This window comes from Nocardia araoensis NBRC 100135 (assembly GCF_000308435.1).
In the GTDB taxonomy this organism is placed as follows: domain Bacteria; phylum Actinomycetota; class Actinomycetes; order Mycobacteriales; family Mycobacteriaceae; genus Nocardia; species Nocardia araoensis.
Genome location: NZ_BAFR01000100.1, coordinates 14468 through 29966 on the forward strand (window position 1 = coordinate 14468; position 15499 = coordinate 29966).

Annotated in this window: 14 protein-coding genes; 4 read left to right on the plus strand and 10 right to left on the minus strand. The window is 66.8% G+C overall.

The genetic code is table 11. From position 1 onward, the window contains the following. Nucleotides 1-548: 548 nt before the first annotated feature. The 7 genes from ON21_RS12500 to ON21_RS40975 form a co-directional block, all read right to left on the minus strand. Entirely contained in the window at nucleotides 549-971 is a 423-nt protein-coding gene (locus ON21_RS12500) for a hypothetical protein (protein ID WP_039798004.1), read from the minus strand. 178 nt (nucleotides 972-1149) lie between these two features. Beyond that, nucleotides 1150-3597, minus strand: coding sequence for a hypothetical protein (locus ON21_RS12505; protein WP_157170816.1), 2448 nt, complete (start codon nucleotides 3595-3597; stop codon nucleotides 1150-1152). Between the two features lie 146 nt (nucleotides 3598-3743). Then, on the minus strand, nucleotides 3744-4508 hold the full coding sequence (locus ON21_RS12510; RefSeq protein WP_157170817.1) for a hypothetical protein: 765 nt from the start codon (nucleotides 4506-4508) through the stop codon (nucleotides 3744-3746). A 5-nt stretch (nucleotides 4509-4513) separates the two neighbouring features. Beyond that, complete coding sequence (locus tag ON21_RS38385) at nucleotides 4514-5101, minus strand: hypothetical protein (RefSeq protein WP_157170818.1); 588 nt, start codon at nucleotides 5099-5101, stop codon at nucleotides 4514-4516. Beyond that, entirely contained in the window at nucleotides 5098-6201 is a 1104-nt protein-coding gene (locus ON21_RS36960) for a tyrosine-type recombinase/integrase (RefSeq protein WP_083880571.1), read from the minus strand. The genes ON21_RS38385 and ON21_RS36960 overlap by 4 nt, the downstream gene beginning before the upstream one ends. Then, nucleotides 6198-6671: a hypothetical protein gene (locus ON21_RS39260; protein ID WP_169332693.1), complete on the minus strand. Its 474-nt coding sequence runs from the start codon at nucleotides 6669-6671 to the stop codon at nucleotides 6198-6200. The genes ON21_RS36960 and ON21_RS39260 overlap by 4 nt, the downstream gene beginning before the upstream one ends. Continuing rightward, a complete protein-coding gene (locus ON21_RS40975) occupies nucleotides 6622-7071 on the minus strand; it encodes an enoyl-CoA hydratase-related protein (RefSeq protein WP_039798007.1) in 450 nt (149 codons plus the stop codon). The genes ON21_RS39260 and ON21_RS40975 overlap by 50 nt, the downstream gene beginning before the upstream one ends. A 237-nt stretch (nucleotides 7072-7308) precedes the next feature. Here ON21_RS40975 and ON21_RS12530 point away from each other — a divergent pair, with 237 nt between their 5' ends. Next, on the plus strand, nucleotides 7309-8070 hold the full coding sequence (locus ON21_RS12530) for a 3-hydroxyacyl-CoA dehydrogenase (protein ID WP_039798008.1): 762 nt from the start codon (nucleotides 7309-7311) through the stop codon (nucleotides 8068-8070). 114 nt (nucleotides 8071-8184) lie between these two features. On the opposite strand, the gene ON21_RS12535 is transcribed toward ON21_RS12530, so the two are convergent. After that, the gene (locus ON21_RS12535; RefSeq protein ID WP_157170819.1) at nucleotides 8185-9096 is read right to left on the minus strand and encodes a hypothetical protein; all 912 of its coding nucleotides are present in this window, start codon (nucleotides 9094-9096) and stop codon (nucleotides 8185-8187) included. Nucleotides 9097-9194: 98 nt separating this feature from the next. Next, nucleotides 9195-9956 (minus strand): bestrophin-like domain, encoded by a 762-nt coding sequence (locus tag ON21_RS12540; RefSeq protein ID WP_039798010.1) that lies wholly within the window; start codon nucleotides 9954-9956, stop codon nucleotides 9195-9197. 1052 nt (nucleotides 9957-11008) lie between these two features. Between ON21_RS12540 and ON21_RS12545 the strand changes: the two genes are divergently transcribed. From ON21_RS12545 to ON21_RS12555, 3 genes are all read left to right on the plus strand, one after another. Further along, nucleotides 11009-12124, plus strand: a complete 1116-nt coding sequence (locus ON21_RS12545) for a hypothetical protein (protein WP_039798011.1) — start codon at nucleotides 11009-11011, stop codon at nucleotides 12122-12124. A 346-nt stretch (nucleotides 12125-12470) separates the two neighbouring features. Continuing rightward, the gene (locus tag ON21_RS12550) at nucleotides 12471-13742 is read left to right on the plus strand and encodes a cytochrome P450 family protein (protein ID WP_039798012.1); all 1272 of its coding nucleotides are present in this window, start codon (nucleotides 12471-12473) and stop codon (nucleotides 13740-13742) included. Between the two features lie 812 nt (nucleotides 13743-14554). Beyond that, a complete protein-coding gene (locus tag ON21_RS12555) occupies nucleotides 14555-14938 on the plus strand; it encodes a VOC family protein (protein WP_039798013.1) in 384 nt (127 codons plus the stop codon). Between the two features lie 100 nt (nucleotides 14939-15038). Here ON21_RS12555 and ON21_RS12560 read toward each other — a convergent pair whose 3' ends face one another. After that, a complete protein-coding gene (locus tag ON21_RS12560) occupies nucleotides 15039-15473 on the minus strand; it encodes a hypothetical protein (RefSeq protein WP_039798014.1) in 435 nt (144 codons plus the stop codon). Nucleotides 15474-15499 lie beyond the last annotated feature (26 nt).

The window sequence follows — 15499 nt, forward strand, 5'->3', positions numbered from 1 at the left end:
TGCTGGTACGACCTGCGTGTCCACTCAGCTACCCCAGGACAACGACTCTCGGAGCACTTCCTTGCGGTCGCACTTCCAGCGCAGAAGTGCGTCGAACATCCCGTCCGGTCGGTCGCCGCCAGTGACGGTGGCTACCACCCTGCTAAGCGCTTGGTTCCAGTTCGCTGGACTGTCAAACGCCCATTGAATCCACCTGACGTCGGCAAGTAAGGCGACGAGCTGGACGGTTTCGGGGTATTGAGCGACGTGCAGGTGTGACGCTGCGGTCGTTGGGAATCCAGTCTGGTGACCGAGAAGCCGATTCAGGCGACAGGCGGTCGCGGGGAGAACTCCGGCGACGGTGCCAGAAGTCGATGATGTGAGTGGCGTCCGGATAGGCGTTCTTGACCTGGTCGGAGCCGTGCAGGCGCGCGAGGCGGCGGTGCGGCGGTGCGGCGGTTGGCTGCGACAACTTCGGGCACGGTTTCCAACCGAATTTATTTGTCGCAGTGTCCGATCCAGCGGCGGTGACGTCGACACATCACGTCCTCACACCCTCGGCGCAGTCTCTACAGCTCCGGCAGATCGTTCGTGCCGTAGACCCCGAAGTTCTCACCCCGCAAGTACGCGGCATGCTGAGCGTCGGCGCGTGCCGCGACCTCAGCAGCTGCGGCGGCCCGCTCCCGCGCCACCTGCCACCGCAGCAACCCGGCGCACGCCGCCATGACAACGGCGCCTGCGATCGAGGCGGGGAAGTTCTCGCTGGCGTTGTTGACGAGGCCTCCGATCAGCAGGCACAGACCGACCGCGATCCCGATGCCCGCCGACAGCTTCGGGTACGTGCGGACTAGTTTGATCAGTTCCCGCACCCACTGCGGCCGGGCGTCCGGGTTCGCCCACCAATACAGCACGAAGAACGGCCACCCGAACAGGAACAGCAGTACCTGCCCGATGGTCGGCTCAGCACGGGCAGCCTGCGGAACGCCTCGCACCGGGGCCGCTGTTCGCCTGCGGGGCCTACCATTTCGCCGTCGACGGGACTTTCTGGACTGCACCATCGAATGCTATTCCCGACCGGCCTGGGACGCGTCGCGTTTCAACGGTCCTCTGCGGTGCCGAACCGGTTCAGAACAGGCAGGGAAAGGGCGCCGCGTCACTTCATCAGCTCACCTATTCGGATGGCCCGGACACGCGCGTCCAAGATGATGAGCGTCGAAGCAGTGATGCGGGAACGGTGGAAGCTACCTGCACACCGGTGGGGCGCTCGTAGATGACGGTCGAGTCCGTCGCGATCAGCCAACGCCCACCCGCGATCGGCGTAGCAGAGGTCTCCACGTAGATTTCGGCTACTGCCCGCACGTAGCTCGCGCGTGAGGGCACGCGCGCGCATTCGCGGACCGTGCCGGTCCAGGAGTGCGCGCGAGGGCCGGACGACTCGAGTGATGCGCAACCCCTAAGATTCTCGGAGACAGTCACGGCGCGCGTACTGCGCGCGGTCGGTCCCGGGGCGGCGGAGGCAACCGTCGGCGCGGGGGATAGCACCGGCGTCGCCGAGTCGATCACAACGAATTCGGCTGGCCGGGGACTGCGGGATGCCAGGGCGGTACCCCCGCTTGAGTTGAGTTGTTGTCCACTTCCCTGATTGCGGTGTTGCACACCTGGCGTGCGAATGGGATTCGTCTGTGTGGATGCGGTGGTGTGCGTTACATGCCTACCGGTGTGTCCGTCGTGTTGGGTGAGCCATTGCTTCCATGCCGTGCGGTCGCGTCGGTGGCAGGCCCGGCGTCGGATGCGCTGCTGGTGAAGGCCGTGCGCGTGGGCGATGTCATCGAGGCTGGTTGGTCCAGGTTGCAGGTGGCCGTGGGTGTGTTTGACGAGTCCGGCGGTGGTCAGGACGGCCAGGGCGTTGTAACCCGCGCTGGGACTGACCGATGCTGCGGCGAACACATCGGCGGGGGTGGCGAGCCCGTCGTGGGTGACGAGTTCGTAAACGCGGCGGCAATGCAGCCCCAGGACGCTCCAGGCAGGATGGACAGGTTCGACCCGCGCGCGACTCAGCTGGGCCGGGTTCGGGCGGATAGGTTGATGGCCGTGGTGCGGGATGACCAAGGCGTAGCGGTCGGCAGCGAGTCGGCGGCCGGGCCGGGTGCGCAGGATCGGTGCGCCGGGCATGTCGCGTAGCTCCCGCAGCACGCCCCATACGGTGGATTCGGGAAGGTCACCAGCCGCCAGTGCTAGTGACCGGCCCCCGAACTCGACGACGGGCACCCCGCGCGCGACCTGCCCTCCGACTGCGGAAGCCCACGCCAAGGCCTGCAGCACCGCCAACACCGTCCACCGCCGCGGGGACCGAGGCCATTGCGCGTGCACCCACACCGTCGCGGCCGCCAGCCACCGCTGCTGCAGACGCGCCGCCGACCGGAGCCGTGGTGTACCCCCTGTGTCTTTTTTCTTGTGCGCCACGGACAGGAATTCGGGGACGACGCGTTCGGCCCACCGGCAGGCGGAGAGCCAGTCACGGCGCATCGCGGCGTCGGCGCCTCGGCCGTAGCGGCGGTAGGCGTCGGCGAACCCGCGCCAGCTGCCACCAGCGCCAGGCAGTTGCGCGCGCACGTCGAGGTAGGAGTAGCCGCGCACGACCGCGGCGGCGAGCACGGATTGACGTGCCGCGGAGCGATCCAACCGGCCCGCGCGGGTCGTCCACCGGCCGTCGGCGGGGGCGGCGCCGTCGCGCGCGAAGCTGTGGATGGTGGGGGAGAGCGGGCTACGGCGGCGGTATTGTGCGCGCAGCCGCGCACGCTCACCCTCGCCTTCCCACAACTGCACCTCGCGCGTGATGTCGTCGGCCGCGCGCGGCGCGCGCGGGATCGCGCATGCCCCGCACGCGGTGGCCGTCTCGTGCGCGGTCCCCGCCACCAGGTGCCGCAAACGCGCGACGAACCCCGGTGCGGATCGGGTGGTGAAGGCGTCGAGAGCATCGTCGAGGCTGCCGCCGAGACTGCGGAATCCGCCTTGCTTGCAGCGCGATCCGGGTGGAGTGATGCAGCCGGTCGCGGGGTTGAGCATCGGTGTGATGTCCAAGCTGGGCAGCCGCGCGGCCAGTGCGCGCACAAGGGATTCGGCTTGTATGAGGTCGAGGGTGTCACCGAGGGGCAGCGGGATGAGGATGTGGCGGCCGCCGCTAGTGGAGCAGTCGGTGATCGCGCGGCCCCCGGCTGCCCGAACCCATCCCAGGCAACGCTCGACATCGCGAGCAACCGCCACGGTGCCGCCACGGGCGCTGTCGAAATCCAATGCGAGCAGACGCGTCCGGCCGTCCCGATAGATCGGCACCGCCGCGGGCTGGTCAGGCAGTTTACGGGTCAGTGTTCGGGCGCGGTCGTTGTACCCGTCAAGGCTCGAGTTCCACAAACGCATCGAGCGGCGGGCAGCCAGTAGGGGTGCGAGTCGAGCGAACGCTTCGTGCGCGGCCGCCGCCTCGTCGTCCGTCGTCGGCGCGGCGGTGTTTTCGGTAGTTGGGGGTAGCTGCGGGAGTGGCCGGTGGGCGATGGTCGCTGTGCCGTTGGCGGCATTTGATGCCGTGGCAGGGCGTGCGCTACCCTCGGAGGTGCCTTTCATGCGCAACCTTGGGGTTGTGTTTCAGAAGTGCCCTCAGTTGCAGCTGGGGGCCTTCGTCATATCTGGAGTTGTAGTGAGCTGAGGTTCACGAGAGCGCGGGGTGCGCGGCTTAGCGTGCGACTAACGCGCGCACCCCGGCCGTCGCTTCAGACGGAGGTGACCGCAGGCCCCACCCCCTGCCTGGATCCGATGCGGAAGCCCATCGACTCCGCGCGACCCCCGATGCGATCGGCCGTCGAGCGCGTCCATTTGACCTTCGTGATCTGACTCAGTTCGGTCGCGATTGCGTTGGCGTTCACCCCACGCTCAGCAAGCCGCAGGAGCTCCTCGAGCTCTGTCTCTGGCTTCTGAGTCAATCTGCCGCGCACCAACTCCCGTGCGATGCGACAGCATTGGTCAGGCTCCGACACGTCGATCAGCACCCGTTCCGGAATCGCCACCCGCTGCTGCTGCAGCGCCTGGTGGTGAGGCGGCGCTTGGACCGAACCCGCGGAAGGTTCGATGGTCGACGCCACCAGTGCAGGAGATGCAGTGGTCTGCGCCATGACCGAAGCGGGGGAGTCGTCCACATGCAGAAGACCAATGGCCTGATCGGCGCCATGATCGCCGTCCGCGCGATCTGTGGAGCCCGACGTATCGTCGAGGACGCCGGTTGGGCTGACCATGTTGATGAGCCGCGCGTAGCGGGCAGCCAGCCAGGCATGCAACCACATCAGGACAACCACCATCACCGGTGCGACCGCATACTCGCCGCCGCGGCCGAAGTCTCCCGCCGCGAGATGAGGACCACTGTTGAGGCCGACTGTCGCGGTCAACAGGCAGGCCTCGAACAGCAGAATCCTGCGGCGCTCGGCCGTCACACCCAGCCGTGCAGCGGTCGCGGCCTGTGCCATCACTTCCAGGATCGGCACCGAGATCATCCCTCGATGCCGAACGGCAGCAGCCGCAACAGCCACCACGACGCGCCTGCTGGTCCGCCCTCGGGCGCGAGGTTGCGTCCGACGTTCACCGCCGACCACACCAGCCCGACCACGATGACCGCCGGCAGCCGCAACGACGACCACGTCGCGCGACGGTGCAGCATGCCCTCCAACGCATCCGGACTGGTGGCACGACGGCGCTCGGCTCGAGCACGCGCATGCCACCGCAGCTCCTGCTGCTCGCTGGCGCGGATCCGCTCTGCGGTGCGTCGCGAGCGATTCCTTGATGCACGCTCCCGGCGGACCTGGCTCTGGCGATCGCGCCGGTCCCGCGCCCGAATCCATCGGTGAAGTCTCTGCTCGGCGTCAAGTTCGCTCTTGTCGATCGCCTCGTACAGTGCCGGATCTCGCAGAGACGGCAGGCACGCGTTCGCCGCCGTAAGGTGCCGCGCAAGCTCATCCGGATCCAGCGCATCAGCGCGCCGCCCGCGCGGGCGCGGCAGCCACGAACCGCGCCGGCGCTTCCACGTCGGCGCGTCCGCTGACCTGATAGTCGGATCCGTTGGATCCGGAACGGGAGTCATCTCGGGAGGTCCTCCGTGGACGGGGGCAGGAGATTCGGGACCAGAGGGTGCGGCTCCCCGGTCAAGACCGACAGTGCATAGGCCACCTCTTCCCGGGTCGCGCGGGTGTAGATCGAGGTGGCACCGTTGCTGGCGGTATCGGTGTGCCCGGCATATGCCTTCGCGACAGCGTGCCCGAAATTGCGCTCCACCCATGTCAAGGTGGTGTGACGCAGCCAGTGGCACGTGATTCCTTGCTGTTTGACCCATGGAAGCTGCTCACCGATCTGACGCCACATGATGTGAAATCGTCTTTCGCTGATCGGATCGCCATTCTTGTACCGAAATAGTCTTTCGTCAGCTTTGTTGGTGATCAGTCTGCCATTTTGTGCTCGCCGGTTCCGGTCAGTCCGCAAGCGAGCGCGGGATGCGTAATGCTCCACTAGTGCTCGCATAAGGGTTGGTGACACAGGCTGCCAACGCTCGGTGTTACCTTTCTCGCGCAGCCGAACGAGGCATTGGTCCGGATCCAGATCTTGCGGCCGCAAGGCCAGGATGCCGCCCCGCCGGCAGGCGGTTTCGGTGCACATTCGGAGGATCAGTGTGGTGAGTTCAGGTTCATCGCCGTACTCGGCCACGACACGGTTGATCTCCGAGAGGCGGTCGGTCGATATGGCCCCCCGGCTCGAAGAGCGCATCCTTGGCTTGACCAATCGGGCTGCGGGATTGTCCGTAGAACGGATCAGATTGTCCTCGACTGCGTGTCGGTATAGGTAGCGGAGGGCGCTTATTGCCATTCTTGCGATGCCGTATCCGTCGCGATCGGTGCACCGGATGTTGCGTTGCGCCCGAAAGTCGCCGATGAGTTGTTTGAATTCTGTGACAGTTGGCTCATCGAGTCGGCGATCCGGCCATGCCTCGACGATTCTCTTCCAATAGGACATGTAGTTTTTGCGGGTCACGCCGGGTGGCATGGCCGCATAGACGACTGATACATACTCGGCAAAAGTCGGTATGGTTCGTTTCGGCTCAGCCGACATGAGGTCTTCGAGACTTACTCCCAGTCGTTCGAGGAGCAATTGGGCGGTCTGCACTTCGACGCTCGAGGCTGACGGTGTCATCGGCCGCCCCCCGCGGGAGGCGCTGTCTGCCGTTGCCGCGTGATCATCTGATCGACAGCGCCAGGGCCGAACATGAGGAGAATGCCTTCTGCGAGGTGCGCCGCCAAGAGGATCCGATCGGAGGTGTGGAAACCGGCCTTGCGACGGAATCGGGCTGGCATCCGGAGGTCGCCAGCGGCCGTAATCCACAGTTCGGGATCCCCGAAGCTCCCGACGATGACCATCGCGCCCTCGAGCGCATACCCGAGCCGCCTGCCGGGGCGCCAACCAAGAGCAGGTAGAAGTCTCTTCTCGATCACCCTGCCTCCGGCGTCCACACGGCGAACGCTGCAAAGCCACTGCGGCTCATGCCGAGACGGGTGCTGATAGATCGTCGTCAGCGGACGATCATTCCGGTAATTGATCAGTACGGGAGCTGCGTCAAGCCGCGGACTTCCACCGGGCAAGATCGGCGGCAGGATATCGCTCATGCCGACCACCTCCCACGAGCGGACCGCGGACCACAGGTGAACAGCCCTGGGTACAAGGTGTCAGATCCGTTGTAGAGCGCCTGCCAGGTTGCGAGTTCGCTACGGAAAGATGCCCTAACATACGCAAGACGACCTCGCCACCGAAGTCACGGAAGGACTCCGCGGCGTCTTGGTCGCCCGCGACGAAGGTTTCCGCACCCGCCGACAGGTCCGCGCCGGCGCAGAAGGCGCGTCCGGCGCCCGTGATGATCACCGCGCGGATCCGATCGTCGCGGTCGCAGCTGTCGAGGGCCTCGATCAACTCCGCGCCCATCGCGGTGGTGAACGCGTTGAGCTGCCGCGGGCGGTCGAGGGTGATGGTGGCGATGGCGTCGGAGACGTCCAGGCGAATATCGGCCATAACCGACAGCTTGCCATCACGCCGACATCGGCGCTCTTACAGGGGGTTCGCGCGCCACCGGGCGACCGCCGCAGAGATTCGAATGAGAATGACTGTTTACTTAATGTGCTTCGTCCGGTTAGCCTGTCGCCGTGTCTCGATTGGTCACGGCACTGGCTTCCCGTGCCGGGGAGGCGGTGCAGGCCAGTCGGACGGCGTTTCGCGCCGTCGTTCGGCAACCCGGAGAAGAGGAGTGGGATGGAGATCAGCAACTCGGTCGCTGCGGTGACCGGTGGTGCGTCGGGACTCGGCTTGGCGACCGTGCGGGAGTTGCACGGCAAGGGTGCGAAGGTCGTGATCATCGACCTGCCGTCGTCTTCCGGCGAGGCCGTCGCCAAGGAACTCGGCGACGGTGTGGTCTTCGCGGCCGCGGACGTCACGAACGAGGAGCAGGTCACGGCGGCCCTCGACGCCGCGCAGGAGCTGGGTGACCTGCGGATCGCGGTGAACTGCGCGGGTATCGGCAATGCCATCAAGACGGTGGGCAAGAACGGGGCGTTCCCGCTGGCGGACTTCACCAAGGTGGTGAACGTCAACCTGATCGGCACCTTCAACGTGATCCGGCTGGCCGCAGAACGGATCGCGAAGACCGACCCGGTGGGCGAAGAGCGCGGCGTCATCATCAACACCGCCTCGGTGGCGGCCTTCGACGGCCAGATCGGGCAAGCGGCCTACTCGGCGTCCAAGGGCGGAATCGTCGGCCTGACCCTGCCGGTGGCGCGGGACCTGGCGGCGATCAAGATCCGGGTGGTGACCATCGCGCCGGGCCTGTTCCACACTCCGCTGTTCGCCACGCTGCCGGACGAGGCCATCGCGTCCTTGGGCGCGCAGGTTCCGCACCCCTCGCGGCTCGGCGACCCCGCCGAATACGCCGCGCTCGCGCGCCACATCGTGGAGAACCCGATGCTCAACGGCGAGACCATCCGTCTCGACGGCGCCATCCGGATGGCGCCGCGCTGACGTAGTCCCGAATGGACTCCGGTGAGGGCGGCGCGGGTATCGAAACAACCCGCGCCACCCTCACCTGCGTCAGGACCGGCTGTAGGCGGGCAGCACCCAGCGCCGAGCGGAGACCTAGCGGGTTCGTCTGGGGCCGGGTGCGAGACGGATGCCGACGACGGTGATGACCGTGACCACGAGCACCGTCATCAATTTCATCAGATTCCAGGCGCCCGGATCGTAAGTCGGTTCGACGGCTGGTAGATCCTTTCCCCGTGGCCGGTTCGGTGGGACGGCGCGCGGCTCGGGCAGGGGACGCTCGGCCTGTGGCTGCGTCGGTGCGGGGGCCGTCGCGGGAGACGGAAGGATGGGAAATACGGGGGCAGGCGGGCCGAGTTGGAGGGGGCTCATGGGCGCTGGTGGGGTGGTGGGAAGCAGCAGCAGACAGGTCAGTACTGCGCTGCCGGTGGCGGCACTGCCGACGGCGGCACTGCCCGCACCGGATCCGCTCGACCCGGGGCCGATGAGACCAGGTAGGAGCGAGCCGAAGCCGCTGCCGGTCCCGAGTCCGAGCAGCAACAGGGCGCTCCCCGTCACGGCGCTGCCGGTACATGCCGCTTGGACGCTGCCCGTGTCGACTCCCGGTGCCGCGGCGGGATGGTCTGTGACATCAGGGTGAGTCGCCGCGTCCGCCGTGTGGGACGCGCCGCCGAGTTCCGCAGCGCCGATGGCGAGCGGACCACCGCGAGCGCCACCGGTCCCGGCGCTGCCGGTGGGGACGAGGCCGGCGCTGCCGGAAGGCAGCCGAATCGGGCCCAGGCTCAGGGACCCGCCGGAAGTCTCGTCCTCGGCAGCGGGACCGGCGCTGCCGAATGATGTGGCGGGCCCGAGGCTCGAACCACCGCCAGGGAAGGCGCTCACCGGTTCGGAGCCGGCAGCCGTGCCCGAACTCCCGGTGGCGAGCTCGCCGAAGGAGGGCCACGACGGCGCCTCCGCCCAGGCCTGCGACGGTTGGGCCGCGAGTGCCGCGATGGTCAGGGGCAGCATCGCGGTGGCCAATCCTCTTGCCAACTTCGGTGTTCTCGATGCGTCTCGGTTGCGTCGCATGTGCAGTCGCCTCGTCGTAGTCGGAACCGGCCGGAAGATCACGTCGTGTGCTGGTACCGGGACAGGGCGAGTTCGAAGGCCTCCTTCGGGACCACGTTCCCGCCGGAGAACGGTTCGTCGAGGTTGTAGATCGCCCGGATCACCACCCCGACGATGGCGCCGAGCAGCGCGGTCGTCACGACGGTGCGCTTGGTGACCTGGACGCCGGAGAGGACCACGCTGAACAGCAGCAGGACCGTGCAGATCCACATGGCCAGGTAGAGGAAGCCGGGAACTCGGTAACCGGCGTCCAGCGCGCGATCGGCGCGTGCCTGCGCCACCGCGTCGAGGCTGGTCAGCGCATTGGTACGGAGTGTGTCGATCTCGGTATCCGCCGCGTTCACCGAGGCCACCGCGTCGCGCAGGCGGTCGAGGGTGTCCTGGGTGGATTGACTGAGATGACCGTCGTCGGCCATGACGGTCCATTCCTCGGTGAGAACCTGCTGGGTGTAGTCGCGTACCAGACCCTGGATACGCGCGTGGTCGGGTTCGGGCATCCCGTGCGCGGACCAGTAGGTGTCGATGAGCGCCTTGGCTTCGGCGATGGTGTGATTGCGCGCGTTGTCGTACTGCTGCCAGGCGATCACCACGATGAACGCCACCACCGCCATGAAGATCGTGTTGATCAGGTTGAGCACCAGCGCGCCGACGGTGTCGTCGTCGGTGTGCCGCCATGCTGTCGGATGTAGACGGTCCCCGGCCACGAAGACGGCCACCGCGACGAGCGCGGTGAGAGCGGGCACGAGAAACTCGAAGGCCATGCGGGAACTCCATTCTCTGTGAGTGGTTCTCGCGACCGCCGCCTCGGCGACTACCGCAGGCATGTCGCACCACGGGCTCGGCGACCGAGCGGGTTGCGGGCATGCGCCGTATCCGAGATCGATCGGCGCCTGCCCTCATCGGTACCGAGGCGACCTGGTTTTCCCGAGCGGATCGTGCTCGGACCGGAAAGCTCTCAGCGCTGCCGGCCGGCCATCACAAGCTCCCGCGAGCCGGTCGAGACGCTCAGCGGGTCTCGGCTACCAGGCGAGCCGGATTCGTTGCGAACAGGCGTTTCGATGGTCATGCGTGGCCCTCACCCCCGAGATGGATACCGAGACGATCGACGATCATGCTGTCGACAGTCTGCGTTCGTTCGGATCTGGTCAGTGGTGCACAGCAAAGCGATAACACGACGCCGCTACGAGCCGGGCGTCGAATCGTCCTATCCGGCAAGTCGGTTCGGACGACACCGATAGTAGACCGCGAATCCGTCCGCGCGGGGCGAAATTTCGTTATGCCTCACCACATGCCCTTAGGGACGCGGCGAGGAATGGCGCGGTCGGTCACTCTGACGCCTGCGGCTCCGTGCGCCGGATCGGTCTCGAGCGGGGAGTTGCTGCCGCACCGCCGGGGACGCGTGACCCGCGGCTCCGCCGACCGCGGGACACTGCCGGCAACACCCGGTATCGGCTGCGGGCCGGACTCGAAGCGACGAAAATCGTGACCGTTGCGCCGGTCCCGATGCGGCGTTCGGTCCGCCGGGCCGGTCTGTCGCAATCGGGTCCAGGATTCCGGCTTCGCGCAGCGTATGAAGCTAAGACGTTGGCCCACAACGTATCTGGTTCACCGGCAAGTCCGATCGGCGGAGGCCGGACCATTCGCCGCGACGCCGGACCAGCTTCGAAAACTGTCATCCGCTGGTCGATAGCGTGGGAACATGAGCAGGTGCGAGATTCGTGCGCATCCATGTACGCTTGCACAGCTAACGATCGGCGTAACGGGAATGCCCCTGGGTCGCGGATCTCGCATCCAGACAACAGAAGAGCCACAGATGACCAGATACGCGCATTATGTCGGCAGCCTGCCTGCCGAGCTGATGACGGGTGATCGTGCCGTCATGCAATGGTTTGCCGACCACAGCGAGGGACGGCCGGTGACCGCCGTACCTTGCGATCTCGATCCGGACTGGATTCTCGACTATCTGCGCACGCGCAAGCGGCATGCCGACGTCTTCGAGATCGTGCACCCGGGAGACTACACCGACTACAGCGATTTCCCCAGCTACGGGCTGAAATCCGGGGCGACGTTGCAGCCGCGGCACGTTTCGATGGACCGGGTCGAGCGGATCGGCCAGGTCGTGGAGACGTTCGAGTCGCTGCGCAGCGACCGCCCGGAGCTGGCCGGGACGAAAGTCCAGATCAGCCAACCCAGTCCGCTGGATCTGGCGATGTTCGTCTTCGCGGGCGCCGCGGTCTCCGGCGGGCTTCCCGTATGGCCTGCCGTGCGGCGCTCCGGACTCGTGGTCGGCGCGCTTCGGCAGCTGCCGGTGTTCACCGAAGCGGTGGTGCAGGAGATGACCGAGATCGTCGAACGGCACGGTGACCGTGTCGTCTGGCAACTGGAGTCGCCGATCGCGCTGCTGAGTATGGTCAAGGCCGAGCGACTACGGTCCCAGTGGGCATTCGCACCACTCGTCGCAGGACAACTCGCGGGTTTCCTCGGCCGGATGCACGAAATCGGCGCGGAAGCGATCGTGCACCTGTGCTATGGCGATTATCAGCACAAGAGCCTGCTCACCCCGCGCAGCCTTGCCCCGGCGGTGAAGTTGCTCGGCCGCACCGCACGGTTGCTGCGCGAACAAGGCACACCGCTACCCCCGGTGCACATCCCGTGCGCCTACGGTGCCGAGCCCGCGCCGCTCGACCCCCGGTTCTACGCACCGCTGCGCAAGCTCGATCCCGACTGGAATGTGATCGCCGGTGTCGTGTCTCCGGATTCCGACGAGGACAGCGCCCGGGCGCTGGCTCTCTTCGAACAGGCCGCCGGACGTGAGGCCTACGGTGTCGCCACTGCCTGCGGACTCGGCCGATGCACCGTCGACGCCGCGCGGCACGCGGTCGCGACCACGGTTGCCTTGGCCGGTGGCGGCGCCGCACCCGAACAGTGAGCTGCCCTGAGGTAGCCGGTGGCATGTAACCGTCGGTGGCGAGGGGCGATCGCCACGCGCCGAGCGCGAGTGCGAGCCGGTGCGCGAGGACGTCTCGTGCACCGCCGTCCGGCGCGATTTCGTGGTGTGACGCGGTGAATCCCGTTGTCCGGACCTACCTCTCGGAGTGCGCCGGTGCGCCTTCGTCAGCGGCGGGATCGGAGCGTTGCTATGTTGCTAGCGTAAGCGGGTCTCCGAGTTCTGGACGACAGGTCTTGGAAGGCACGCGTACCCGCTCACAGATCACCTTCGTCGAATAGCTGTTCCATTACCTGGAGTCACGTTCTTGACCACACCACAGTCCCCGATGGCCGCGCCGCACACCACTGGAGCCGGAGCGTGCCCCGTCCAGCACGGACCCATGACGGAAGCGGACGCTCCACGCATCCCGATGTACACGAAAGAGTTCGTCGCGGACCCGCACCGCGCCTACCGCGAGATGCGTCACAAGCACGGCACGCTGGTCCCGATCGAGCTGGCGCCCGGTGTGCCCGCCACCCTGGTGATCGGCTACCAGACCGCGGTGCGAATCCTCAGCGATCCCGATCATTTCCCGGCCGATCCGCGCACCTGGCAGAAGACCATTCCCGAGGACTCGCCCGTGCGGCCGATGATGGAGTGGTATCCCGCCGCGCGATACAACACCGGACTCGCCCATGATCGCTATCGGCATGCTTCGGTCGACGCCATCGACGGCATCGATTTGTTCGATGTGCCTGCCATGGTCGAGCACATCGCCGTCCCCTTGATCAATACCTTCTGCGCGACCGGCTCCGCCGATCTGGTCACCCAGTACGCGTTTCCGCTCGTCCTGGAAGTGCTCAACCAGATGGTCGGCTGCCCGGCGGAGATCGGCGAGCGGGTGGCGACCGGTATGGCCGCGCGCTTCGACACCGTCCGCGGGCCGGAGGGCATGAAGATGCTCAAGGACGCGCTGATGCAGCTGATCCGGCTCAAGCGCCAGCAGCCCGGCGACGACGTCACCTCGCGGCTGGCGCATCACACGACCGAACTCGACGACATCGAGATCTTCGCCCAGCTCATGAGCTTCTACGGGGCCGGATTCGAGGCCCAGCGCAATCTGCTCACCAACGCCGTGTTGCTGATGATCACCGACGACCGGTTCCGCTTCGGCGACGTCCTCGGACGGAACCTGTCCACCACCGACGCGCTCGACGAGGTGTTGTTCAACGACCCGCCGATGGCGAACTTCTGCACGACGTACCCGCGGCAGCCGATCATGGTCGACGGCGTCTGGTTGCCCGCGGACCAGCCGGTCGTCATCAGCCTCGCCGGATGCAACAACGATCCCCAGATCCGCGGGACCGACGAACCCGGTGGCAGCAGGATCGGCAATCGTTCCCATCTGGCGTGGAGCGCGGGCCCGCACGCCTGCCCGGCCAAATCGGTCGCCTACATGACGGTGCAGAACGCCATCGATCAGCTGTTCGACGCTCTGCCGGAAATTCAATTGGGCAAGGCGAAGGCCGAACTGCAATGGCGGCCGGGGCCGTTCCACCGGGCACTGATGGCTTTGCCGGTCGTCTTCCCCAAGTCCGCGCCGGTCCACATCGGATAGGCGCGGGCAGCCAGGTCGTCGGCGAAGAACGCGCGTATGGCGGCAACGGACGTGCCGCGACCGGTTCGGGTCCATACTGCTGCTCGGCGGTGAAAGCGGCTGACGTACACGGCGTATCGCCGAAGCGGCGGGCGCGGACGTCGGCGTGTGGTGAGTCGTCGGCACGGGGGCGGGACGGTACGCCGCCGATGGTCAGCGGAATGGGCGACAGCGAGTTGCCCGCTCGGCGCGTCCATCTGAACGACCGTATGCGGGAACAACAACCGGTGGTATGCGACCAAATCTCGTACCGCCAGCGCAGGTCCCAGCTGTTCGGCACGCTGTCGCACGTCTTTCCAGGTCGTGGGTGTCGCCGGGGCGCTGGAATTTTCGCCTCCGCGGTCGCGGGGCGGCCGCTTGGTCGTCGGCTCGCCAGAACAGTCGCTGCCTACGTCGTCGCCTCGAACGAATTGAGCATCGTCGCCGAGCTCTTGGAACAGAACGACACCGAAGCCGCTTGGGCCGACGCTTTATCCGGACGCCGAGGAAGCGATCAGCCGTGGGCACACAATCTGGCGAGACTCGCACGGCGATGCGGTTGAAACGATCGGACATCGGATGATTCGGCGTGGCTGCCGGATATGCCAGGCGTGGGGGCTTACCATGATCGAGCTGTGTGACGTGGCGGCGTCGCATGGCCAACGGGGAAGCGGCCCGTCCGGCGTGTTTCGTGGCGCCGGGCGGGCCGTTGCGTTTCAGGGGTGCCGCCCGCGTTTGCCGACGAGCGGCGCGGGTAGGCAACGACGAATGGCATAAGGTCAGGAGGTCGGAGTATGGCATCGAACAATGGGATCGGGCAGTTGCGTAGCGTCGTGCTGGATTGCCCCGAACCGCGCAAACTCGCCAGGTTCTATCAAGAGCTGCTCGGGGGAGACCTGCTCGCGGACGATGACGACGATTGGGTGGTACTGGTCGAGGCTTCGGGTCGGCGCATCGCATTCCAAACGGCACCCGATTACCAACCGCCGCGGTTTCCCGATCCCGAGGGCTCGCAGCAAGTACATTTCGACGTCTTGGTGAAGGATATCGAGCGCGCGGAGCCTGCGGCGCTCGCACTGGGCGCGACACTCGTGCAGGACGAAACCGATGGCGCGTTCCGCGTCTATGCCGATCCGGCGGGACACACGTTCTGCCTGGTGTGGCTCCCGGACGAGTAAGAACCGGCGCGCACGCGGCCCGGCCTGCCGCGCCGGCAGCGATCCGCGATCTGCCGCGGATGCCGCTGTCCGGTGGCGGCCGGGCCACGGCGATCACCCGTCATTCGGGCGGAGCCGGGTGCCGGATCTCGTCGCCCACCGAACCGCCCGCGACGTCGGCCGCCACGCCGATCTCCTCCTCGTAGCGGCGTGCGGCGAGTACTTGGTCGCGGTCGTCGGTGATGTCCTGGAGCTTTCGTTCGCCCTCGCTTCCGGTCGCCTCGGTGTCGGAGACCCGGTCGGGATCGGTGTCGGGTTCTTCCTCGGCGAGCCGGTCTCCGATCGATCGAGGATGAGCTTGCTCCCATTGGGTCACGCCGTACTTCGTGACGCCGCTCCAGTGCTCCGGCGGGTCCATTCCGGCCTCGAGCGGGTCGGAACGCAGCCGGTCCTCGTCCAGGTCCTCGGCGCTGTTGAGGGCCGCCGGATCGGTTTCGACCGAGTCGGGCGTGCCGGTGTCCTGCGGCGGGTCGTATGTCTCGTGCGGTTCGGTCATCGCTGCCTCCTCTGTTGCATCCAGCG